Annotated in this window: 20 protein-coding genes and 1 riboswitch; of the genes, 15 read left to right on the forward strand and 5 right to left on the reverse strand. The window is 44.7% G+C overall.

All coding sequences use genetic code 11. The features are described 5' to 3' along the window. Positions 1–47: 47 nt before the first annotated feature. Positions 48–159: riboswitch (yybP-ykoY riboswitch) on the reverse strand. Positions 160–358: 199 nt separating this feature from the next. The 3 genes from glyQ (at position 359) to L2W36_RS22610 (ending at position 4778) form a co-directional block, all read left to right on the forward strand. Then, the gene (glyQ, locus tag L2W36_RS22600; protein ID WP_006075100.1) at positions 359–1267 is read left to right on the forward strand and encodes a glycine--tRNA ligase subunit alpha; all 909 of its coding nucleotides are present in this window, start codon (positions 359–361) and stop codon (positions 1265–1267) included. A gap of 18 nt (positions 1268–1285) precedes the next feature. Continuing rightward, entirely contained in the window at positions 1286–3352 is a 2067-nt protein-coding gene (glyS, locus tag L2W36_RS22605; RefSeq protein ID WP_236111658.1) for a glycine--tRNA ligase subunit beta, read from the forward strand. Between the two features lie 175 nt (positions 3353–3527). Beyond that, positions 3528–4778, forward strand: coding sequence for a valine--pyruvate transaminase (locus L2W36_RS22610; RefSeq protein WP_088876471.1), 1251 nt, complete (start codon positions 3528–3530; stop codon positions 4776–4778). A 66-nt stretch (positions 4779–4844) separates the two neighbouring features. On the opposite strand, the gene L2W36_RS22615 is transcribed toward L2W36_RS22610, so the two are convergent. From L2W36_RS22615 to dnaA, 5 genes are all read right to left on the reverse strand, one after another. Next, entirely contained in the window at positions 4845–5279 is a 435-nt protein-coding gene (locus L2W36_RS22615; RefSeq protein ID WP_096994004.1) for an Hsp20 family protein, read from the reverse strand. Positions 5280–5623: 344 nt separating this feature from the next. Then, complete coding sequence (gyrB, locus tag L2W36_RS22620; RefSeq protein WP_006075096.1) at positions 5624–8041, reverse strand: DNA topoisomerase (ATP-hydrolyzing) subunit B; 2418 nt, start codon at positions 8039–8041, stop codon at positions 5624–5626. A gap of 12 nt (positions 8042–8053) precedes the next feature. Next, positions 8054–9136 carry a DNA replication/repair protein RecF gene (gene recF, locus L2W36_RS22625; protein ID WP_006075095.1) on the reverse strand — a complete coding sequence of 361 codons (1083 nt, stop codon included), beginning with the start codon at positions 9134–9136 and terminating at the stop codon, positions 8054–8056. Between the two features lie 15 nt (positions 9137–9151). After that, positions 9152–10252 carry a DNA polymerase III subunit beta gene (dnaN, locus tag L2W36_RS22630; RefSeq protein WP_031493149.1) on the reverse strand — a complete coding sequence of 367 codons (1101 nt, stop codon included), beginning with the start codon at positions 10250–10252 and terminating at the stop codon, positions 9152–9154. 87 nt (positions 10253–10339) lie between these two features. Then, positions 10340–11746: a chromosomal replication initiator protein DnaA gene (dnaA, locus tag L2W36_RS22635; protein WP_038224178.1), complete on the reverse strand. Its 1407-nt coding sequence runs from the start codon at positions 11744–11746 to the stop codon at positions 10340–10342. 391 nt (positions 11747–12137) lie between these two features. On the opposite strand from dnaA, the gene L2W36_RS22640 reads away from it, so the two are divergent. The 12 genes from L2W36_RS22640 to L2W36_RS22695 all read left to right on the forward strand — a co-directional run bounded on the left by L2W36_RS22640 (position 12138) and on the right by L2W36_RS22695 (position 22645). Next, a complete protein-coding gene (locus L2W36_RS22640) occupies positions 12138–12902 on the forward strand; it encodes an amino acid ABC transporter substrate-binding protein (RefSeq protein WP_236111659.1) in 765 nt (254 codons plus the stop codon). 69 nt (positions 12903–12971) lie between these two features. Further along, the gene (locus L2W36_RS22645; protein ID WP_038224176.1) at positions 12972–13643 is read left to right on the forward strand and encodes an amino acid ABC transporter permease; all 672 of its coding nucleotides are present in this window, start codon (positions 12972–12974) and stop codon (positions 13641–13643) included. After that, entirely contained in the window at positions 13640–14377 is a 738-nt protein-coding gene (locus L2W36_RS22650; protein ID WP_062463369.1) for an amino acid ABC transporter ATP-binding protein, read from the forward strand. Before L2W36_RS22645 ends, L2W36_RS22650 begins: the two co-directional genes overlap by 4 nt. 207 nt (positions 14378–14584) lie before the next feature. Further along, positions 14585–14722 carry a 50S ribosomal protein L34 gene (gene rpmH / locus L2W36_RS22655; RefSeq protein WP_004400210.1) on the forward strand — a complete coding sequence of 46 codons (138 nt, stop codon included), beginning with the start codon at positions 14585–14587 and terminating at the stop codon, positions 14720–14722. Between the two features lie 9 nt (positions 14723–14731). Then, a complete protein-coding gene (gene rnpA, locus L2W36_RS22660; protein ID WP_081836356.1) occupies positions 14732–15088 on the forward strand; it encodes a ribonuclease P protein component in 357 nt (118 codons plus the stop codon). Beyond that, complete coding sequence (yidD, locus tag L2W36_RS22665; RefSeq protein WP_081836355.1) at positions 15055–15312, forward strand: membrane protein insertion efficiency factor YidD; 258 nt, start codon at positions 15055–15057, stop codon at positions 15310–15312. Before rnpA ends, yidD begins: the two co-directional genes overlap by 34 nt. A 2-nt stretch (positions 15313–15314) precedes the next feature. Continuing rightward, positions 15315–16937, forward strand: coding sequence for a membrane protein insertase YidC (gene yidC, locus L2W36_RS22670; protein ID WP_006073083.1), 1623 nt, complete (start codon positions 15315–15317; stop codon positions 16935–16937). A gap of 111 nt (positions 16938–17048) precedes the next feature. Further along, entirely contained in the window at positions 17049–18410 is a 1362-nt protein-coding gene (mnmE, locus tag L2W36_RS22675; protein WP_038224196.1) for a tRNA uridine-5-carboxymethylaminomethyl(34) synthesis GTPase MnmE, read from the forward strand. Positions 18411–18419: 9 nt separating this feature from the next. Further along, positions 18420–18857 (forward strand): FMN-binding protein MioC, encoded by a 438-nt coding sequence (mioC, locus tag L2W36_RS22680; RefSeq protein ID WP_038224172.1) that lies wholly within the window; start codon positions 18420–18422, stop codon positions 18855–18857. Between the two features lie 473 nt (positions 18858–19330). Next, a complete protein-coding gene (gene mnmG, locus L2W36_RS22685; RefSeq protein ID WP_236111660.1) occupies positions 19331–21226 on the forward strand; it encodes a tRNA uridine-5-carboxymethylaminomethyl(34) synthesis enzyme MnmG in 1896 nt (631 codons plus the stop codon). After that, on the forward strand, positions 21223–21858 hold the full coding sequence (gene rsmG, locus L2W36_RS22690) for a 16S rRNA (guanine(527)-N(7))-methyltransferase RsmG (protein ID WP_236111661.1): 636 nt from the start codon (positions 21223–21225) through the stop codon (positions 21856–21858). The genes mnmG and rsmG overlap by 4 nt, the downstream gene beginning before the upstream one ends. Positions 21859–21871: 13 nt before the next feature. Further along, positions 21872–22645 carry a ParA family protein gene (locus L2W36_RS22695; RefSeq protein ID WP_038224165.1) on the forward strand — a complete coding sequence of 258 codons (774 nt, stop codon included), beginning with the start codon at positions 21872–21874 and terminating at the stop codon, positions 22643–22645. Positions 22646–22661 lie beyond the last annotated feature (16 nt).

Below are 22661 nucleotides of genomic sequence, written 5' to 3' on the forward strand. Positions count from 1 at the left end.
AACCTCGCACCCCACCCCGGTTCACGATGTTTATCTAAGGTCTTGCTAAACTTGTTGGCACAAGTCTCGAACGCCATGGTGATTTTGCACCAATTATGTTGACGAACGAATTCTGACTCTTGCTAGAGTCCGAATAAGCTACTCCCCAAAGATGGCGGTATTGTAATCACACTAACCATCAAATTCAACAATAACACTGTCCCTTAAGCCGCAGTTGAGCGAGAAATGCAAAAAACTGACCTTTTTTCGCATAATGACGATTAATTAACCACTTTTACCCCTACTCCCCCAAGGAATTACTGGGTATACTTGATCGTTATTTTTACCTTTTTCAGATAAAGAATCGCGCGAATTGACTATGCAAAAATACGATATCAAAACCTTCCAGGGAATGATCCTCGCGCTGCAGGATTATTGGGCACAAAATGGCTGTACCATTGTACAACCTCTAGATATGGAAGTAGGTGCGGGCACCTCTCACCCAATGACATGTTTGCGCGCACTTGGCCCTGAGCCAATGTCGACAGCTTATGTCCAACCATCTCGTCGTCCGACTGACGGCCGCTATGGTGAAAACCCGAACCGACTACAGCACTACTATCAATTTCAGGTAGCGCTAAAGCCATCTCCAGACAACATTCAGGAGTTATATCTAGGCTCACTAGAAGTACTTGGTATCGACCCACTAGTGCATGACATTCGCTTCGTAGAAGACAACTGGGAAAACCCGACACTCGGTGCTTGGGGTCTTGGTTGGGAAGTATGGCTAAACGGTATGGAAGTCACTCAGTTTACTTACTTCCAGCAAGTGGGTGGTCTTGAGTGTAAGCCAGTAACCGGCGAGATCACTTATGGTATCGAGCGCCTTGCTATGTATATCCAAGAAGTAGACTCTGTTTACGACCTAGTTTGGAACATTGCACCAGACGGAAGCAAAGTGACTTATGGTGATATCTTCCACCAAAACGAAGTTGAGCAATCTACATACAACTTCGAGCACGCTGACGTAGACTTCCTATTCTCATATTTCGATCAATGTGAGAAAGAAACTAAAGAGCTACTGGAACTAGAGAAACCTCTTCCTCTTCCAGCTTACGAGCGCATTCTAAAAGCCGCTCACGCGTTCAACTTGCTTGATGCTCGCAAAGCTATCTCTGTAACAGAGCGCCAACGTTACATTCTTCGCATCCGCAACCTGACTAAGTCAGTAGCAGAAGCATACTACGCATCACGTGAAGCACTTGGCTTCCCAATGTGTAAGAAATAAGGCGAGGAGACAGTAAACATGGCAAAAGAATTTCTAATTGAACTAGGTACTGAAGAGCTACCACCAACACAACTTCGCACTCTTGCTGAAGCATTTGCAGCAAACTTTGAGTCTGAACTTAAAGATGCAGACCTAGCACACGAAGGTGTGAAGTGGTATGCCGCACCTCGTCGCTTAGCACTTAAGGTTTCAGCGCTGGCTGAAGGTCAAGCTGACAAAGTGGTTGAAAAGCGCGGCCCAGCAGTATCGGTAGCATTTGATGCTGATGGCAATGCAACTAAAGCAGCACAAGGCTGGGCTCGTGGTAACGGTATTACTGTTGACCAAGCAGAACGTCTAGTGACTGACAAAGGTGAATGGCTGCTATTCAAACAAGAGGTGAAAGGTCAGGCAACGTCTGAGATCATCGTTGAACTTGCAGCCAAAGCACTCGCTAATCTACCTATCGCTAAGCCAATGCGTTGGGGTGATAAAACCACTCAATTTATCCGCCCAGTTAAAACGCTGACGATGCTAATGGGTTCTGACCTTATAGAAGGCGAAATCCTAGGCGTAGCGTCTGATCGAACTATCCGTGGTCACCGCTTTATGGGTGAGCAAGAGTTCACTATCGAATCAGCAGAGCAATACCCAGCGATCCTCGAAGAACGCGGTAAAGTGATGGCTGATTATGACGCACGTAAAGCCATCATCCTAGCGGACTCTCAAAAAGCAGCGGCAGCGGTTGGCGGTGTAGCTGATCTCGAAGATGACTTAGTAGAAGAAGTGACGTCCCTGGTTGAATGGCCAGTAGTACTCACTGCGAAGTTTGAAGAAGAATTCCTAAAAGTACCTTCTGAAGCGTTGGTTTACACCATGAAGGGTGACCAAAAATACTTCCCAGTTTATGACGAGAACAAGAAGCTACTACCAAACTTCATCTTCGTTTCTAATATCGAATCGAAAGAGCCTCGCTACGTTATCGAAGGTAACGAGAAGGTTGTGCGTCCTCGCCTAGCCGATGCCGAGTTCTTCTTTAATACAGATCGCAAGCGCCCGCTTATCGACCGTCTACCTGAACTAGAGCAAGCTATCTTCCAGAAGCAGCTTGGTACTATCAAAGACAAAACGGATCGCATCACTGAGCTTGCTGGCTACATCGCTGAGCAAATCGATGCTGATGTTGAAAAGTCTAAGCGTGCAGGCCTATTGGCTAAATGTGACCTAATGACATCTATGGTATTTGAATTTACTGATACTCAAGGTGTGATGGGGATGCATTATGCCACGCACGACGGTGAAGATGAGCAAGTAGCGCTAGCACTATACGAACAATACATGCCTCGTTTTGCAGGCGATGACCTACCAAGCACTGGTATCTCATCCGCTGTCGCGATGGCAGATAAGCTAGATACTATTGTTGGTATCTTCGGTATTGGTCAAGCACCTAAGGGCTCTGACCCATTTGCACTTCGTCGTGCATCGCTAGGTGTGTTGCGTATCATCGTAGAAAACGGCTACAGCTTAGACCTTACAGACCTTATCGCAAAAGCGAAGTCACTGTTTGGCGACAAGCTAACCAATGCAAATGTTGAAGAAGACGTACTTGAGTTTATGCTTGGTCGTTTCAATGCATGGTACAAAGACGAAGGCTTCAGCGTAGACATCATCCAGGCGGTGTTAGCACGTCGTCCGACTAAACCTGCAGACTTTGACCATCGTGTGAAAGCAGTGTCTCACTTCCGCGAACTGGAAGCGGCAGAATCACTTGCAGCAGCAAACAAGCGTGTGGGCAATATCCTAGCGAAGTTTGATGGTGAACTCGCAGCCGATATCGACCTTGCACTTCTACAAGAAGATGCAGAAAAAGTACTGGCAGAAAACGTAGAAGTCATGACAGAGGCACTGGAGCCTGCTTTCGCTACAGGTAACTACCAAGAAGCGCTAAGCAAGCTAGCAGATCTTCGTGAACCGGTTGATGCTTTCTTCGACAACGTAATGGTAATGGCAGACGATGAGGCGCTGAAGAAAAACCGCCTAACACTGCTGAACAACCTACGTAACCTATTCTTGCAAATTGCTGATATATCACTGATTCAAAAGTAATTTTCTAGAAAAACAGCAAAAGCCCAGTTACCTAACTGGGCTTTTTTTTATTCCCACCACAAATAGTGCTTTGCCTCACAGTTTCATTAATGTATGTTCAAACATTAATCTTGCCATCAGCAGGATAAAAAACCGAAAAAATATAACAAGTGAACACAATGAACTAGGTACAGCAATGCAATTTTCTAAGTTTGGTGAAAAATTTAATCGTTACTCAGGTATTACCCAATTAATGGATGATCTCAATGATGGCCTCCGCACTCCAGGTGCCATTATGCTCGGAGGTGGCAATCCAGCCGCTATTCCAGCAATGCTCGAGTACTTTCACCAAGCCAGTGCAGATATGCTTGCCAACGGCGATCTCGTCGCAGCTATGGCTAACTACGATGGCCCACAAGGTAAAGATGCCTTTGTTAAAGCGCTTGCTAAGCTGCTGCGTGAAACCTATGGCTGGGCAATCACAGAAAAGAACATCAGCCTAACCAATGGTAGTCAAAGCGGCTTTTTCTATTTGTTCAATTTGCTTGCAGGTAAGCAATCCGATGGCTCGCACAAGAAGATTCTATTGCCTATTGCTCCCGAGTACATTGGCTATGGCGACGCGGGCATTGACGAAGATATCTTCGTCTCTTATCACCCAGAAATTGAATTACTCGACGGTGGTTTATTCAAATATCATGTGGATTTTGAACACCTGAAAATCGATGACTCTGTTGCCGCTATCTGTGCGTCGCGTCCAACCAACCCGACGGGTAACGTGCTAACTGACGAAGAGATCCACAAGCTCGATAAACTGGCTCGTGCTAACAATATCCCACTGATTATTGATAATGCTTATGGTCTGCCATTCCCAAACATCATTTTTGAAGATGTAGAGCCATTTTGGAATGAAAACACCATCCTATGTATGAGTTTATCCAAACTAGGGTTACCTGGCTTACGCTGCGGCATTGTCATTGCGAGTGAAGAAGTCACGCAAGCGATGACCAATATGAATGGCATCATTAGTCTTGCTCCTGGGAGCTTTGGCCCTGCGCTTGCCAATCATATGATTGAAAAAGGTGATCTGCTGGATTTAAGCTCGAATGTCATTAAGCCTTTCTATCAACAGAAATCATTGCGTGCGGTAGAACTACTGCAATCAGCCATAACCGACCCACGTTTTAGAATTCACAAACCAGAGGGTGCAATTTTCTTATGGCTTTGGTTTGATGAATTACCGATTACTACCATGGAGCTGTACCAACGACTGAAAGACCGTGGTGTATTAATTGTTCCTGGTGAATACTTCTTTATTGGTCAAGAAGACGAATGGGATCATGCTCATCAGTGTTTACGCATGAACTACGTGCAAGACGATGACAAGATGCAGCAAGGCATCGCTATCATTGCGGAAGAAGTAGCAAAAGCCTACGCAGAAGCCTAACACTAAAAAGAGCGCCTTATGGCGCTCTTTCACTCTTTATTTCCGAGTATTGTTTCAAGGCAAATATTAGCCTTCGATCAGTTTATTACCACCGATCTCAATTTTACGCGGTTTCATCGCTTCTGGTATTTCACGTTCTAGGTCAACATGAAGCAAGCCATTCTCCATGCTTGCACCGACCACTTTCACATAGTCTGCTAGCTGGAACTTACGCTCAAAGTCGCGTTCTGCGATACCTTGGTAAACATAGTTTTTACCTTCTTCAGCTTTACGTTCACCCTTAACAATCAACAGGTTCTCTTTTTGAGTAAGATCGAGCTGCTCTTCAGCAAAGCCAGCCACAGCCATAGTAATACGGAAGTGGTTCTCGTCTTGTTGTTCGATGTTGTAAGGAGGGTAACCACCTGAAGAATTTTTCGCGGTGTTCGCTTCCATCATATTAAATAGACGATCGAAGCCGATTGCGTTGCGGTATAAAGGAGTGAAATCTACAGTTCTCATAATACTATCCTCAGTTAAGCAATAGTCTTAGCTCTTTATTCATAAGAACTAAGGGGATTCATGGCTTATTCCCTGATGTTTGTCGATAAACGGGACATAAGTTGGAATCAATCTAAATAGTGTGCTGCCACCGTTATCCTCTTTTGAGCAATAAGGGATCAGCGATTTCCGAGGCCCATAAGTTGGCATCCTCTTCATTACCTTATATAGGGATGATGTACTCCATATTCAAGAGAGCCCTACTCTTTTTTCTATAAACGGACACTCACTATCAACAATAAGAATACGCGAGTAATAAAAAACGCCACCCTAAGGCAGCGTTTTTATTTAGCAGAACAACCCGTCTATACGTCTAGGTTGGCCACTTTCAGTGCGTTTTCTTCGATGAAGTTACGACGAGGTTCTACTTGGTCACCCATCAACGTGGTAAACAGTTGATCAGCGCCAACCGCGTCTTCAATCGTCACCTGCATCATACGACGAGTCTCTGGATCCATGGTTGTTTCCCACAGCTGATCAGGGTTCATCTCACCAAGACCTTTATAGCGTTGTAGGCTTAAACCACGACGTGACTCTTTGATTAACCACTCAAGAGCATCAACGAAGTTTGTAACTTCTTGAGTACGCTCACCACGTTTGATGTAAGCACCCTCTTCAATCAGACCGTCTAACGCTTCTGACGTATCTGCCAATTGGCGATACTCTTTCGAGTTGAGTAGATCAACACTGATAACGTGCTCATGAGTCACGCCATGGGTACGAACCACAACTTTAGGTAGGTTTACACCCAGTTCAGCGTGCTGTTCTACTTCAAAGCTGTATTGGCTTGCGCCCACTTCTTTGTTGTTTAGCTGCTCAACAAGCTGTTTAGACCATGCTTCCACCGCCGCAGCGTCATGACATTGCTCAGCCGTTAGACGTGGTACATACATGAACTCGCCAACCATAGCATGTGGATAACGACGACTCATGCGATCAACCGTTTTAACTGCAGCGTTGTATTGCTGAACTAGCTTCTCAAGTGCTTCACCAGCCAGTGCAGGTGCTTCAGAATTAACATGCAGTGCCGCGTTATCTAGAGCCAGAGATACTTGATACTGGTTCATGGCATCTTCATCTTTAATATACTGCTCTTGCTTGCCTTTCTTCACTTTGTAAAGTGGTGGCTGAGCAATATATACGTAGCCACGCTCAATAAGCTCTGGCATTTGACGGTAGAAGAACGTTAATAGCAGCGTACGAATGTGAGAACCATCCACGTCCGCATCGGTCATGATAATGATGTTGTGATAACGCAGTTTGTCTGGGTTATATTCATCACGACCAATACCACAGCCAAGTGCCGTGATAAGCGTTGCCACTTCTTGTGAAGAAAGCATCTTATCGAAGCGCGCTTTTTCTACGTTAAGGATTTTACCTTTAAGTGGAAGAATCGCTTGGTTCTTACGGTTACGACCCTGCTTGGCACTACCGCCCGCAGAGTCACCCTCCACTATGTATAGTTCAGAAAGCGCTGGGTCTTTCTCTTGGCAGTCAGCCAGTTTGCCTGGTAGACCGGCTAAATCTAGTGCACCTTTACGACGCGTCATCTCACGAGCTTTACGTGCTGCGTCACGAGCACGAGCAGCATCGATGATCTTGGTACAAACAATCTTCGCTTCACCTGGGTTCTCAACAAGGAACTCTGACAGTTTCTCACCCATCGCAGACTCAACCGCTGATTTCACTTCAGATGAAACCAACTTGTCTTTGGTTTGGCTTGAGAACTTAGGATCTGGCACTTTCACCGAAACGATAGCAGTTAGACCTTCACGCGCATCATCACCTGATGTTGCGGTTTTCGCTTTCTTAGAAAAGCCTTCTTTATCCATAAACGTGTTTAACGTACGCGTTAACGCCGCACGGAAACCAGCAAGGTGAGTACCACCATCACGTTGAGGGATGTTGTTGGTAAAGCAATAGATGTTTTCTTGGTAACCATCGTTCCACTGCATCGCCACTTCGACAGTAATGCCATCATCACGTTCGTTATCGAAGTGGAAGATTTTTTGGATGATTGGTGTTTTATTGGTGTTTAGGTGCTCAACAAACGCTTGGATACCGCCTTCAAACATGAAGTGATCCATTTTGTCTTCTTCACGCTTATCAATCAGCTTGATAGACACACCAGAGTTTAAGAACGATAGCTCACGAAGACGTTTTGCTAAGATATCGTAATGGAATTCAATGTTAGTGAAGGTTTCTTCACTTGGCCAGAAACGGATTTCCGTACCCGTTTTATCCGTATCACCAATGACTGTAAGTGGCGCTTCTGGCTCACCATGGTGATAGGTTTGCGTATGAATTTGACCGCCACGATGAATGGTTAGCGTCACTTTTTTCGACAATGCGTTTACTACCGAAACACCTACACCGTGCAGACCACCCGATACTTTGTACGAGTTGTCATCAAACTTACCACCCGCGTGAAGTACCGTCATGATAACTTCTGCAGCAGAAACCTGCTCTTCTGGGTGCATTTCAGTCGGGATACCACGACCATCATCGCTAACAGAAACAGAGTTGTCCTCATGGATTGTCACAATAATGTCGTTACAGTGACCAGCCAACGCTTCATCAATTGAGTTATCAACCACCTCAAAAACCATGTGGTGCAGACCGGTTCCATCGTCCGTGTCACCAATGTACATTCCCGGACGCTTACGTACCGCATCCAGACCCTTTAGTACCTTAATACTCGATGAATCGTAATTTTCTGACATGAGTTTCTCTCACTATTTACCTGGTTCTATTGTGCCATGTTCCACATGAAACATCTTGCCATTTTCGTCAATCATATCGGCGACTTGGCTTTGGGTAATAGAACTTACAAAAACTTGAGCGTTCGTCTGTTTTAGGTAATCCGCTAAGCGTTTACGACGAAGGCTATCTAATTCGGAAGCAAAGTCATCTATTAAATAAATGCACTGCTTACCGGTCAACTCGGCGAGATGCTGTCCCTGCGCTAAACGCAATGCACACATCATCAGTTTTAGCTGACCTCGAGACAACACATCCTCAACTGGTGTGTTGTTCACTTTAATTCTTAAGTCGGCTTTATTAGGTCCACTAAAGGTGTACCCTAAGCTCTGGTCTCGTTCAAAGTTACGCTCTAATAGCTCAGCATAGGGCGTATCTTTTTCCCAACCACGGTAGTAGCCAAGTTTGATTTCAAACTCGGGCAAAAACGACTGACACATTTCCTCAGCAAGAGGTTGCATCTGTTCGACATAACACCGACGCCAATCATCAATTTGTTCCGCCAGTTGGGCCAAATCACGATCCCAATAGCTCAGTTCTCGATAACTGGTTGCAGTCTTAAGCAGAGCATTACGCTGCTTACTTAAACGCTTAAATCGTCCCCAAGCTTCATGAAAGCCTGGTTCAGAGTGAAACACACCCCAATCGATAAAAGCGCGACGAAACTTAGGTCCATCCGTCAGTAATTCAAATCCTTCAGGGTGAATTAGTTGCAGCGGTAATACCTTGGCAAGCTGAGCCAATTTTTGCCCAGATTGACCGCCTATTTTAACCTCAGTTGAGCCATCACGCTGCTTATTAATGCCAACGGGTATCTCAAATTGATCCGAGTTCAAAAAACGGCCATGAACGAACAGCTCTTGGCAGTCATTTTGAATGACTCGTCCTGTCAAAGAACTCTTAAAAGAGCGTCCATGACCGAGCAAATATATGGCTTCCAATACGCTGGTTTTGCCACTGCCATTGGGGCCAATAATAAAGTTAAAGCCTGTAGATAGTTCTATATCACAGGCTTTAATATTACGAAATTGCTGTACGATTAAGCGCGTAAGCGGCATAACATCATGCCTAGCTTAGAGACGAATCGGCATCACCACATACATGGCACTGTCATCTTCGCTATTTTCAATCAACGCACTCGCATTGGCATTCGACATAGAAATACGAACCTGATCGCAACGAAGCGTGTTCAGTACATCCAAAACGTATGACACATTGAAACCAATTTCTAATGCATCGCCTTGGAATTCGACGTCTAACATTTCTTCCGCTTCTTCCTGTTCAGGGTTATTCGCGGTAATGCGCATTTCATTTTGGTCGAGATTAACTCGCACACCACGGAACTTCTCATTGGAAAGAATGGCGGCGCGTGAGAATGCTTGTCGTAGTTCGTCGCAATTGGCTTCCAATGTTTTATCGGTATTTTGCGGCAAAACACGGCGATAATCCGGGAAACGACCATCAACGAGCTTAGAAGTAAAGACAAAGTTATTCACTTCCGCACGGATATTAGAGCTGCCAATTTGCAGCGTCACAGGTTGCTCAGGAGCATCTAATAACTTAGACAGTTCCTGCACACCTTTACGCGGTACGATAATTTGTTTGTTATCAAAGCTGCCTTCAAGTGACACCAAAGCAACAGCCATACGGTGGCCATCAGTGGCAACAGAACGAAGCGTGTTTTGGTCTAACTCAAACAGCATACCGTTGAGATAATAACGAACGTCTTGGTTCGCCATTGAAAATTGTGTTTTTTCTATCAGTGATTTAAGTTCAGCTTGAGTAACGGTCACCGCCACTTCTTGTTGCCAATCTTCAATATTTGGGAAATCACTGGCTGGTAAAGTCGATAGCGAGAAACGACTGCGTCCAGAACGTACTTGTACACGATCGCCTTCTAACACGATAGTGATAGTAGAGTCATCCGGCAGTCCACGACAAATATCTAGGAACTTGCGTGAAGGTACCGTCACACTACCCGCTTCAAACTCACTCTCTAGCGTCACTTTACTTACTAGCTCAACTTCTAAGTCGGTTGCAGTAAGAGAAAGCACCCCTTCTTCAACCTTCAACAGCAAATTGCCCAAAATAGGTAATGTTGGTCGTCCACCCAGTGCACCAGAGACTTGTTGTAACGGCTTTAATAAGTGATGACGTTCGATAGTAAATTTCATAGATAACTCTTCGTAAAGCTGGCAATCCATGCCACTTATATGCGAAATACAATAACTTGAATGCTAATTATAGCGATTATGCCATTATTATGAAGAAAGCGTACGAATTAAGTTCGAATAGTCTTCTTTAATATCGTGACTTTCTTCGCGTAGCTGAGCAATCTTACGACAAGCATGAAGCACTGTCGTGTGGTCACGACCACCAAATGCATCGCCAATTTCTGGAAGACTGTGGTTGGTAAGCTCTTTCGCCAAAGCCATCGCCAACTGGCGAGGACGCGCAACCGAACGAGAGCGACGTTTGGACAATAAGTCAGCCACTTTAATCTTGTAGTACTCAGCAACGGTCTTTTGAATGTTGTCTATAGTGACTAGCTTCTCTTGTAGTGCTAATAGATCGCGCAGCGCCTCTCGAACAAAGTCGATAGTGATAGGACGGCCAGTAAAGTTCGCGTTGGCGATAACACGGTTAAGTGCCCCTTCCAACTCACGAACATTAGAACGTAAACGCTTAGCAATAAAGAACGCCACCTCATCAGCAAGGTGAATTTGATGATCTTCTGCTTTCTTCATCAAAATTGCCACGCGGGTTTCAAGCTCTGGTGGCTCGATCGCAACCGTCAAACCCCAACCGAAACGGGATTTTAGACGATCCTCTACCCCATTTATCTCTTTAGGGTAGCGATCAGAGGTAAGGATGATCTGTTGGTTACCTTCTAATAGAGCATTAAAGGTATGAAAGAATTCTTCTTGAGAACGTTCTTTATTTGCAAAGAACTGAATATCATCGATAAGCAATGCATCAACGCTACGATAGTAACGTTTAAACTCTTCAATCGCATTGTTTTGTAGTGCTTTTACCATGTCTTGAACAAAACGTTCAGAGTGCATGTACACAACTTTCGCGTTCGGCTTGTTATCAACAATCGCATTGCCTACCGCATGCAACAAGTGGGTTTTACCCAGACCAGTACCGCCGTACAAAAACAGCGGGTTGTATGCCGCACCAGGGTTATCCGCAACTTGACGTGCAGCAGCTAAGCCAAGTTGGTTCGACTTACCTTCAACGAAATTATTGAATTTATGCTTGATATTAACGTTCGAGCGATGATTGATATCTGAGACTTCTGCTTCATCGTCCCACGTTTTATGCACAGGCTGACGTGCTTGCAGCTGTGCTGGTGCTGAAGATTCTGCCGCTACATCAGCGGCCGTCTTAACAGGCTTAGGCGCTGGTGGCGCAGAAACTGGTTTACTACCCACTTCAAATCGTAAGTTAGGTACGTCATTACCGCAATACTCTTTGAGTAAACGGTTGATGCTGTTTAAGTATCTGTCACGTACCCAATCTAATACAAAGCGATTAGGCGCAAATAGAGTTAGGGTGTTGTCATTAAGTTCAGCTTGTAATGGTCTGACCCACATGCTGAATTCGGTAGCGGGTAGCTCTTCTTGTAGTCGTTGCGAACATTGCAACCAAAGCGAAGATGACACGGTGCTCTCACTCTATTTATTTGAATTGGAAAAGATTGGTAATTTTACCTGTTGATAACCAAGATCGCCAGTAAATGATCAGTGATCCAGTGAATAAGATCTAAGTTATTCACAATTTTTTCGGTTGAATTCGCTTGATCCACACAATTTGCCCTAATTTTACTCACAAATGAATGCACAAAACACAGATCTACCCACAAAAGCAGTATGTTGATCTAACTTGTGCATAGATCAACGTTCAAGCTGTCATTATCTTTTTGTTTAATATTAATAGAGTGATGAAAAAGCCAGCATTCAACCCCGAGTTTGTTATGGTTAATAACAACTAGTTATTTAACTTATCGACATGTTTACCAGTAACATCCTCTCCATAAATATCAGGAGTAGTAAAATGAAAAACTGGATTAAAGGCCTTCTAACCGCTTTAGCGCTTTCTGCAACCGTATCTCAAGCAGCATATGCTGCGACACAACAAGAAGTGAAAGTCGGCATGTCTGGTCGCTACTTCCCATTTACGTTTGTTAAACAAGACAAGTTACAAGGGTTTGAAGTCGACCTTTGGGACGAAATTGGTCGTCGCAATGACTATAAAGTAGAGTTCGTGACGGCAAACTTCTCAGGTTTGTTTGGTTTGCTTGAGACCGGTCGTATCGACACGATTTCTAACCAAATCACTATGACAGATGCTCGTAAAGCGAAGTATCTGTTCGCAGACCCATATGTTGTTGATGGTGCTCAAATTACCGTTCGAAAAGGTAATGACAGCATTCAAGGTATTGATGATTTGGCAGGTAAAACAGTCGCAGTGAACCTTGGTTCAAACTTTGAACAACTGCTACGTAGCTACGATAAAGACGGCAAAATCACCATCAAAACTTACGATACAGGTATTGAACATGACGTCGCACTAGGCCGTGCTGATGCTTTTGTTATGGATCGCCTTTCTGCACTTGAACTAATCAAGAAAACAGGCCTGCCACTGCAACTTGCAGGTCAACCTTTTGAAACCATCGAGAATGCTTGGCCATTCGTAAACAACGAAAAAGGTCAAAAGCTGCAACAAGAAGTAAATAGCGCACTGGCAGACATGCGAGCTGATGGTACGCTAGTAAAAATCTCTGAGAAGTGGTTTGGTGCTGATATCACTAAAAAGTAAGTGATTACTATTGATACGCCCACTACTCTTGGTAGTGGGCGTTTGTTTTTCTAAGAGTTTGGTACTGTTATGGGATTTGATTTTCAATACATGCTTGAGTTGATGCCGATACTGTTGAAGTATCTTGGTACAACCATGGAAATGGCGGTATGGGGACTGCTGTTCTCATTGATTCTATCGGTTATTTTAGCCAACATTCGCGTGTTTAAGATCCCGGTATTGGATCAGCTCAGTCAGCTCTATATAAGCTTTTTCCGTGGTACTCCATTATTGGTTCAGCTGTTTCTGCTTTATTATGGCTTACCACAAATTTTTCCTTGGATGGTTGGGCTCAACGCCTTCAGTGCCGCAGTAATAGGCCTGACTCTGCACTTTGCCGCTTATATGGCAGAGAGTATTCGTGCCGCCATTATCGGCATTGACCGCAGTCAGATGGAAGCAAGTCTTTCTGTAGGTATGACAACTAGCCAAGCCATGCGTCGTATCATTTTGCCGCAAGCAACTCGCGTAGCCCTACCATCATTGATGAACTACTTCATTGATATGATTAAGTCGACGTCGTTAGCGTTCACACTTGGTGTGGCAGAGATTATGGCGAAAGCCCAAATGGAAGCATCATCCAGCTTCCGATTTTTTGAAGCATTTCTTGCCGTCGCGCTCATATACTGGGGTGTTGTGTTAGTACTTACTCGCGTACAAATTGTCGCAGAGCAAAAACTGAATAAGGCTTATCAACGATGATTACATTAAAAAATATCCACAAGCGATTCGGTGACACCGAAGTGCTCAAAGGCATCGATATTGATATCAAACAAGGCGAAATTATCGTCATTATTGGTTCTAGTGGTACCGGTAAGTCTACCTTATTACGTTGCGTCAATTTCCTGGAACAAGCAGATGAAGGCCAAATCTCTATTGACGATGTCTCGGTAAACTGCCAAAGCCATACTAAAGCAGAAGTATTGGCACTAAGACGCAAGACTGGCTTTGTGTTTCAGAACTACGCTCTATTCGCGCACATGACTGCGCGTCAGAATATTGCGGAAGGTTTGATCACAGTAAAGGGCTGGAAAAAAGAGCAAGCTCTTGAGAAAGCACAACAAATTCTCGATGACATCGGTCTAGGAGACAAAGGGGATCAATACCCAGCTTCCCTTTCCGGTGGTCAACAGCAGCGTGTAGGTATTGGCCGAGCGATGGCATTACAACCTGAGCTACTGTTATTCGATGAACCAACTTCAGCACTCGATCCTGAGTGGGTAGGTGAAGTACTTAACCTTATGAAAAAGCTCGCAACACAGCATCAAACCATGCTTGTTGTGACCCACGAAATGCAGTTTGCCAAAGAAGTCGCCGACAGAGTGATCTTCATGGCTGATGGCCACATAGTGGAACAAGGTACACCAGAGCAAATTTTTAACGATCCACAAGATATCCAACTGAAGAAATTTCTAAATCAAGTTGGGATCGAATAGGATCCTTGCGCTCTGGCTCACAAAAAGTATAATTCGCCAACCGGAATTGAAGTTGAACTGATTATTGACTCTTGACGAGTCAGTGATTACAATTCCGCCTCTTTGTTGAGAGGCGTCGGATTTCCTCTCTATATATAGAGTAGGGAAATATGTCCCACGCCGGGTTCAACGAGAACCTAAAACTACTGATCAGTAAAGGTAATAACCATGTCTAAACGCACTTTTCAACCTTCAGTTCTAAAGCGCAAGCGTACTCACGGTTTCCGTGCTCGCATGGCGACTAAGAACGGTCGTAAAGTAATCAATGCACGTCGTGCTAAAGGCCGTGCACGCCTATCAAAATAATTTTCTATTTTGAATAAGCACGCCTTTATTCGGGAGTTACGTTTGTTAACTCCCGAGCATTATCAAAACGTATTTAAGCAAGCTCATCGAGCTGGCTCCCCTCATTTCACCATCATTGCTCGTAAAAACTCTCTCTCACACCCTCGTCTTGGTCTTGCGGTTCCTAAAAAACAGATAAAAACAGCTGTTGCTAGAAATCACTTCAAGCGTCTGGTACGTGAAAGTTTTCGTAACAAACAACATGAACTTCCAAGCAAAGATTTTGTTGTAATTGCAAAGAAGAGTGCGCAAACTCTAAGCAATGAAGAAATGTTCAAACTTCTAGATAAGTTATGGCATCGCCTGTCTCGCCCTTCGCGTGGTTAGCTATCGGACTCGTCTACCTATATAGGTGGATTATCAGTCCTCTTATCGGACCTCGTTGTCGGTTCACCCCAACCTGTTCTCTTTACGCTATAGAAGCCTTGAAAGCTCACGGTTTTGTAAAAGGATGTTGGTTATCAGGCAAACGTCTATTAAAATGCCATCCTTTGAATGAAGGGGGATTTGACCCCGTTCCACCAGTCCAAAAACAAGACAGAGATAAATAACGATGGATTCTCAACGTAATATTCTGTTAATCGGTTTGGCTTTAGTTTCTTTTTTGCTGTTCCAACAATGGCAATCGTATAAGAATCCAGCGCCAGTTCCGACCCAACAGACGCAAAGCAGTACTCTACCTGCGCCATCTTTCGCTGATGAGCATGATCCTGCACCTGGTCAAAGCCAAACTGCTGCAGAAAAAATCATCACAGTGAAAACTGACGTACTAACGCTAGGTATTAATACCGTTGGCGGTGATGTAGTAACAGCAAAATTAAACGAGTACGCAACTGAGTTAGAATCTAGCGAACCGTTTGAACTTCTAAAAGACGATCAAGGTCACCAGTTTATCGCTCAAAGTGGTCTGGTAGGTCCTCAAGGTATTGACCTAAGCAGCACAAGCCGTCCAGCTTATACCGTGTCTGCTGACAGCTTTACCATTGCTGACGGTCAAGATGAACTACGTGTTCCAATGACATTTGAAGCGAATGGCATCTCTTACACCAAAACCTTCATTCTAAAACGTGGCAACTACGCGATTGATGTTGAATACGATGTAGACAACAACTCTGGCCAAAATGCAACGTTCGGCATGTACGCTCACCTTCGTCAAAACTTACAAGACAAAGGCGGCAGCATCACAATGCCAACATACAATGGCGGCGCATACTCAACTCAAGACGTTCGCTATAAAAAATACAGCTTCGAAGATATGCAAGATCGCAACCTGTCTCTTAACCTGACTGACGGTCAAGGTTGGGCAGCAATGATCCAACACTACTTCGCAGCAGCATGGATTCCTCGTGAAGCACCAGGTACTAACCTTTACACTCGTGTAATCGGTAACCTAGGTGATATCGGTGTTCGTATGCCAAACGCAACAATTGCAGATGGCCAATCAGCAACACTGAAAGCTACACTTTGGGCAGGCCCTAAACTTCAGAAGCAAATGGCTGAAACTGCGCCAAACCTAGATCTAGTAGTAGACTACGGCTGGTTATGGTTCATTGCAAAACCACTTCACACGCTACTATCGTTCATTCAAGGTATCGTTGTTAACTGGGGTCTAGCTATCATCTGTTTGACCTTCATTGTTCGTGGTGCCATGTACCCACTAACAAAAGCTCAATACACCTCGATGGCGAAAATGCGTATGCTTCAGCCTAAGCTGCAAGCAATGCGTGAGCGTATCGGCGATGACCGCCAACGCATGAGCCAAGAAATGATGGAACTGTACAAGAAAGAGAAAGTAAATCCTCTAGGTGGCTGTCTACCAATCTTGCTACAGATGCCAATCTTCATTGCACTTTACTGGGCACTAATGGAGTCGGTTGAGCTGCGTCATTCACCGTTCTTTGGTTGGATTCATGACCTTTCAGCTCAAGACCCATACTACATTCTGCCTCTACTAATGGGTGCAAGTATGTTCTTGATCCAGAAGATGAGCCCGACAACAGTAACCGATCCAATGCAGCAGAAGATCATGACCTTTATGCCGGTTATGTTTACCTTCTTCTTCCTATGGTTCCCATCAGGTCTAGTTCTTTACTGGTTGGTATCGAACATCGTTACTCTGATTCAGCAAACCTTGATTTATCGAGCGCTGGAGAAGAAAGGATTACACTCTAAGTAGTCCTGCTGATTGGTTAACAATACGCGAATAGAATAAAAGGCGGCCTAAATGGTCGCCTTTTTCATTTACCATGATTACAATTTGGCTAAAGTACTGCGATTAGGCAACACAATGACAACAGACACTATTGTGGCACAAGCCACAGCCCCAGGCCGCGGTGGCGTGGGTATTATACGAGTATCAGGCCCTCTTGCTGCTGAGGTTGCCTTACAAGTGACAGGGAAAACGCTTAAACCGCGCTACGCCGACTATCTGCCATTTAAAGCACAGGATGGCAGCGAGCTTGACCAAGGGATCGCTCTATACTTCCCTAACCCACATTCGTTTACTGGTGAGGACGTTCTTGAACTACAAGGACACGGTGGCCCTGTTGTTATGGACATGCTGATTAAGCGTATCCTGCTCATTCCGGGCGTTCGTCCAGCAAGACCTGGCGAATTTAGTGAACGCGCATTCCTCAACGATAAAATGGACTTAACCCAAGCAGAAGCCATTGCCGATTTAATTGATGCCAGTTCAGAAGAGGCCGCGAAATCGGCACTGCAATCTCTTCAAGGACAATTCTCTAAACGCATTCAGGTGCTGGTGGAATCGCTAATCCATTTACGTATTTATGTCGAAGCGGCTATCGACTTCCCAGAAGAAGAAATCGACTTTCTAGCAGATGGCAAAGTCGCTGGTGACCTGCAACATATCATTGATAACTTAGAGTCCGTTCGTAAGGAAGCCAATCAAGGTGCCATTATGCGCGAAGGGATGAAAGTGGTTATTGCAGGTCGCCCTAATGCAGGTAAATCTAGCCTACTCAATGCCCTATCTGGGAAAGAGTCTGCTATCGTTACCGATATCGCAGGCACGACTCGAGATGTCCTGAGAGAGCATATCCATATAGACGGAATGCCACTGCATATCATTGATACCGCAGGTCTACGTGACGCTTCCGATGAGGTAGAACGTATTGGTATCGAGCGAGCTTGGGAAGAGATTGAGCAGGCCGATCGCGTTCTCTTCATGGTAGATGGCACCACAACAGATGCTACGGATCCAAAAGAAATCTGGCCCGACTTTATCGATCGCCTACCAAGTTCGATCGGCATTACCGTAATCCGCAATAAAGTTGACGAAACAGGCGAAACGCTAGGGATCTGCCATGTTAATGATCCAACCCTAATTCGACTTTCTGCACGCACTGGTGAGGGTGTGCCAGCTTTACGAGAACACCTAAAAGCCATTATGGGCTTCTCTGGTGCCAATGAAGGTGGCTTTATGGCAAGACGTCGACACCTTGATGCGTTAGAGCGAGCTGCTGAGCATCTCGATATCGGACAGCAGCAACTAGAAGGTTATATGGCGGGCGAAATTCTGGCTGAAGAACTTCGTATTGCCCAGCAACATCTGAATGAGATTACTGGAGAGTTTAGCTCCGACGATCTGCTTGGTCGTATCTTCTCTTCATTCTGTATTGGTAAATAAGGAACATTAATGATTCATATCATCACAGGTAGCACACTTGGCGGTGCGGAATATGTCGGTGACCACTTGAGTGACCTACTTATAGAACAAGGGCTAGAAACTACAATCCACAATCAGCCTGAGTTGAGTGACATTGAGGCCGAAGGGATTTGGCTTTTAATCACCTCAACGCATGGAGCTGGAGATTACCCAGATAATATCCAGCCTTTCATCGCAGCTCTGCAAGATACACCACCTCGCATGTCGAACGTGAAATACGCTGTCGTTGGCATAGGTGACTCTAGCTATGATACGTTTTGTGCAGCCGGTAAACACGCTTATGAGTTACTTGAAGACATCGGCGCGACACCACTGACAGACTGCCTGCAAATCGATGTTCTCAACGATCCCGTGCCTGAAGACGCTGCGGAAGTTTGGCTCAATGAACACATGAGTAAGTTTAGCTAGAAGCAAACACTTAATAATAAGCGGCTTTGGCCGCTTTTTTTATGCCTGTGAGTAACTCTTCAACTTCAATTCACTCATAACGAGTAATTTATGACCAATCAATCTGTGGATAAAATATGATCTTTTCGGTGAAAAACCTATATTTATCCAAAGAACAACTTTCAAGGCCTCCTTCCCTTGTGTATAACTAGCCTTTTTGATCCCAACTAATACAGTGCCAGATCAACACTAGATCACAACAAGCGATCACGAAAAGATCCATGGATTTGTTGATCATTTTCGACTTATCCACAGAGATCGAGGATCCTAATAATAGATCTAATAAAAGATCATATATATAGATCTTATCTTTATATTACTTATTTCTTGGATCCAAAAAATGTGAAAACCGTTTTTCTCACTTCAAGAAAAGCGGTAGAATACTGCTCCTTTTGGTTTGTCTAAATTTCTCGATTGAATACTGAGGTCGGTTCATGCTTTATCACGAAACATTTGATGTCATCGTAGTTGGTGGCGGACATGCAGGAACGGAAGCCGCACTCGCATCTGCTCGTACAGGGCAAAAGACACTACTGCTAACTCATAATATTGATACGTTAGGTCAAATGTCATGTAACCCTGCCATTGGTGGTATTGGTAAAGGACATTTGGTTAAAGAAGTGGATGCTATGGGTGGTTTGATGGCAGAGGCCATTGATCATGCAGGTATTCAATTTCGTACGCTGAATGCGTCAAAGGGTCCAGCAGTTCGTGCCACACGCGCTCAAGCAGATCGTGCGTTATACAAGGCTTATGTGCGTAACGCCCTAGAAAACACACCAAACTTAACACTATTCCAACAGTCGGTGGATGACTTGATCGTGGAACAAGATCAAGTACGCGGTGTAGTAACTGAGATGGGATTGAAATTCCATTCGAGATCCGTTGTATTAACGGTTGGTACTTTTTTAGGTGGTAAGATCCATATCGGTATGGAGAGCTCTTCTGGCGGTCGTATGGGTGATCAACCATCCATTGCACTCGCGGCGCGTTTGCGAGAGTTACCATTTCGCGTAGATCGTTTAAAAACAGGTACACCTCCACGTATTGATGCTCGAAGCGTCGACTTTTCTGCACTAGAAGTGCAGCATGGTGATAACCCTACGCCTGTTTTTTCTTTCATGGGTAACCGCAACCAACATCCAACGCAGATTCCGTGTTTCATTACGCACACGAATGAGTCCACGCATGAGGTGATTCGCAATAACCTCGATCGAAGCCCAATGTATGCCGGCGTGATCGAAGGTATTGGACCGCGCTATTGCCCTTCTATTGAAGATAAGGTCATGCGTTTTGCGGACAAAAATAGCCATCAGATCTTTATCGAACCTGAAGGTTTAACCACGCATGAGCTGTATCCAAACGGTATCTCAACCAGTTTACCGTTTGATGTACAGGTACAAATCGTTCGTTCAATGAAAGGTTTTGAGAACGCGCATATTGTTCGCGCTGGTTATGCTATCGAATACGATTTCTTTGACCCTCGTGATCTAAAACAGACTTACGAAACCAAGTTTATTTCTGGTTTGTTCTTTGCTGGCCAGATTAATGGCACCACCGGTTACGAAGAAGCGGCGGCACAAGGTCTAATGGCAGGTCTAAACGCTAGCCTCTACTCGCAAGGCAAAGAAGGCTGGAGCCCACGTCGTGATCAGGCTTATATGGGCGTACTGATTGACGATTTATCAACCATGGGTACCAAAGAGCCTTATCGCATGTTTACATCTCGTGCGGAATATCGTCTATTGCTGCGTGAAGACAATGCGGATATTCGTTTGACTGAACATGCGCATAATCTCGGTTTAATTGACGAGAAACGCTGGTCGCGATTCAACGAAAAACTGAATAACATGGCGACCGAACGTCAGCGCCTAAAAGAAACATGGGTTAATCCAAAATCTGAAGGTATCGAAGCACTTAATGTGCTACTGAAGACCCCTATTTCTCGCGAAGCAAGCGGTGAAGATCTACTACGTCGTCCTGAATTGAACTATTCACAATTGACGTCATTAGACGCATTCGCACCCGCGATGGAAGATCAACAAGCCAGTGAGCAAGTTGAGATCCAGGTGAAATATGAAGGTTATATTCAGCGCCAACAAGATGAGATAGCTAAGTCGCTTCGTCATGAAAACACCAAGATCCCAGCCGATCTTGATTACAGCGATGTGAAAGGGCTGTCTAACGAGGTCGTTGCCAAGCTGACAGAAGCAAAACCTGAAACGGTTGGAATTGCTTCCCGTATTTCTGGTATTACACCCGCAGCGATTTCCATCCTGTTGGTTTACTTGAAGAAACAAGGAATGCTTAAAAAAGGTGAAGCCGCGTGAGCAACAACTTATCCGCAAAACTTGAACAATTATTATCAGAGACCTCATTAGAGGTCTCTGAACTTCAAAAGCAGCAACTTGTGGGCTATGTCCAATTACTTGATAAATGGAATAAGGCTTACAACTTGACTTCGGTGCGTCGACCTGAAGATATGTTAGTGAAACATATCCTTGATAGCATCATTGTTGGTGAGCACCTCGAAGGTGAGCGTTTTATTGATGTTGGAACGGGGCCGGGACTGCCAGGGATTCCTTTGGCTATCATGCATCCAAACCGTTCATTCACTTTGCTTGATAGCTTAGGTAAGCGTATTCGTTTTATCAAACAGGTGGTTCACGAGCTTAAACTGTCTAATGTGACTGCGGTTCAATCTCGAGTCGAAGAGTTTGATCCTGAAGGTGGCTTTGATGGTGTTCTGAGCCGAGCCTTTGCCTCTATGACCGATATGGTGAATTGGTGTGAACATTTACCAAAATCACAGAGTGGTCGCTTCTATGCATTAAAAGGTCAACTTCATGAACAGGAAGTCTCAGAGCTACCGGAGTGGTGTTCTGTGATCGATATCAAACCTTTGCAAGTTCCTGAGTTGGAAGGTGACCGTCATCTTGTAATCTTATCCAAGAAGGGATAATGGAGAAGTTGTCGTGGGAAAAATTGTCGCTATTGCGAACCAAAAAGGTGGCGTTGGTAAAACTACCACGTGTGTAAATTTAGCGGCATCAATGGCTGCCACTAAACGTAAGGTATTAGTGATAGATCTTGATCCGCAGGGAAATGCGACGATGGCCAGTGGCGTCGATAAGTATCAAGTTGAAACAACTGCTTACGATTTGCTGGTTGATGAGCTTCCTTTTGAACAGGTAGTTTGTCAGGACACTTCTGGTCAGTTTGACCTCATCGCTGCTAATGGAGATGTTACGGCAGCTGAAATTAAACTCATGGAAGTGTTTGCTAGAGAAGTGCGTTTAAAACATGCACTTGCGCCAATCCGCGATAACTATGATTTCATCTTTATCGATTGTCCTCCCTCTTTGAACCTACTTACAATAAACGCAATGGCTGCTGCTGACTCTGTGTTAGTGCCAATGCAATGTGAATACTTTGCCTTAGAGGGACTGACGGCATTGATGGATACCATCAGTAAGTTGGCAGCGGTAGTCAATGAAAACCTGAAGATCGAAGGGCTACTACGTACCATGTACGACCCTCGAAATCGTCTTGCTAACGAAGTGTCTGAACAATTGAAAAAACACTTCGGAGACAAGGTTTATCGAACCGTTATCCCTAGGAATGTACGCCTCGCAGAAGCGCCAAGTCATGGTAAACCAGCGATGTACTACGACAAGTATTCCGCCGGTGCCAAAGCTTATCTTGCCCTTGCTGGTGAGATGCTACGACGCGAAGAAGTATTGGCTTAACGCTCTTAAGGAAAAT

It is taken from the genome of Vibrio sp. McD22-P3, from assembly GCF_021568915.1.
GTDB lineage: Bacteria > Pseudomonadota > Gammaproteobacteria > Enterobacterales > Vibrionaceae > Vibrio > Vibrio mediterranei.

Coding starts and splice junctions, on each gene's coding strand:
- glyQ (WP_006075100.1), top strand. CDS start 359: ATGCAAAAATACGATATCAAAACCTTCCAGGGAATGATCCTCGCGCTG.
- glyS (WP_236111658.1), top strand. CDS start 1,286: ATGGCAAAAGAATTTCTAATTGAACTAGGTACTGAAGAGCTACCACCA.
- L2W36_RS22610 (WP_088876471.1), top strand. CDS start 3,528: ATGCAATTTTCTAAGTTTGGTGAAAAATTTAATCGTTACTCAGGTATT.
- L2W36_RS22615 (WP_096994004.1), bottom strand. CDS start 5,279: ATGAGAACTGTAGATTTCACTCCTTTATACCGCAACGCAATCGGCTTC.
- gyrB (WP_006075096.1), bottom strand. CDS start 8,041: ATGTCAGAAAATTACGATTCATCGAGTATTAAGGTACTAAAGGGTCTG.
- recF (WP_006075095.1), bottom strand. CDS start 9,136: ATGCCGCTTACGCGCTTAATCGTACAGCAATTTCGTAATATTAAAGCC.
- dnaN (WP_031493149.1), bottom strand. CDS start 10,252: ATGAAATTTACTATCGAACGTCATCACTTATTAAAGCCGTTACAACAA.
- L2W36_RS22640 (WP_236111659.1), top strand. CDS start 12,138: ATGAAAAACTGGATTAAAGGCCTTCTAACCGCTTTAGCGCTTTCTGCA.
- L2W36_RS22645 (WP_038224176.1), top strand. CDS start 12,972: ATGGGATTTGATTTTCAATACATGCTTGAGTTGATGCCGATACTGTTG.
- L2W36_RS22650 (WP_062463369.1), top strand. CDS start 13,640: ATGATTACATTAAAAAATATCCACAAGCGATTCGGTGACACCGAAGTG.
- rpmH (WP_004400210.1), top strand. CDS start 14,585: ATGTCTAAACGCACTTTTCAACCTTCAGTTCTAAAGCGCAAGCGTACT.
- yidD (WP_081836355.1), top strand. CDS start 15,055: ATGGCATCGCCTGTCTCGCCCTTCGCGTGGTTAGCTATCGGACTCGTC.
- yidC (WP_006073083.1), top strand. CDS start 15,315: ATGGATTCTCAACGTAATATTCTGTTAATCGGTTTGGCTTTAGTTTCT.
- mnmE (WP_038224196.1), top strand. CDS start 17,049: ATGACAACAGACACTATTGTGGCACAAGCCACAGCCCCAGGCCGCGGT.
- mioC (WP_038224172.1), top strand. CDS start 18,420: ATGATTCATATCATCACAGGTAGCACACTTGGCGGTGCGGAATATGTC.
- mnmG (WP_236111660.1), top strand. CDS start 19,331: ATGCTTTATCACGAAACATTTGATGTCATCGTAGTTGGTGGCGGACAT.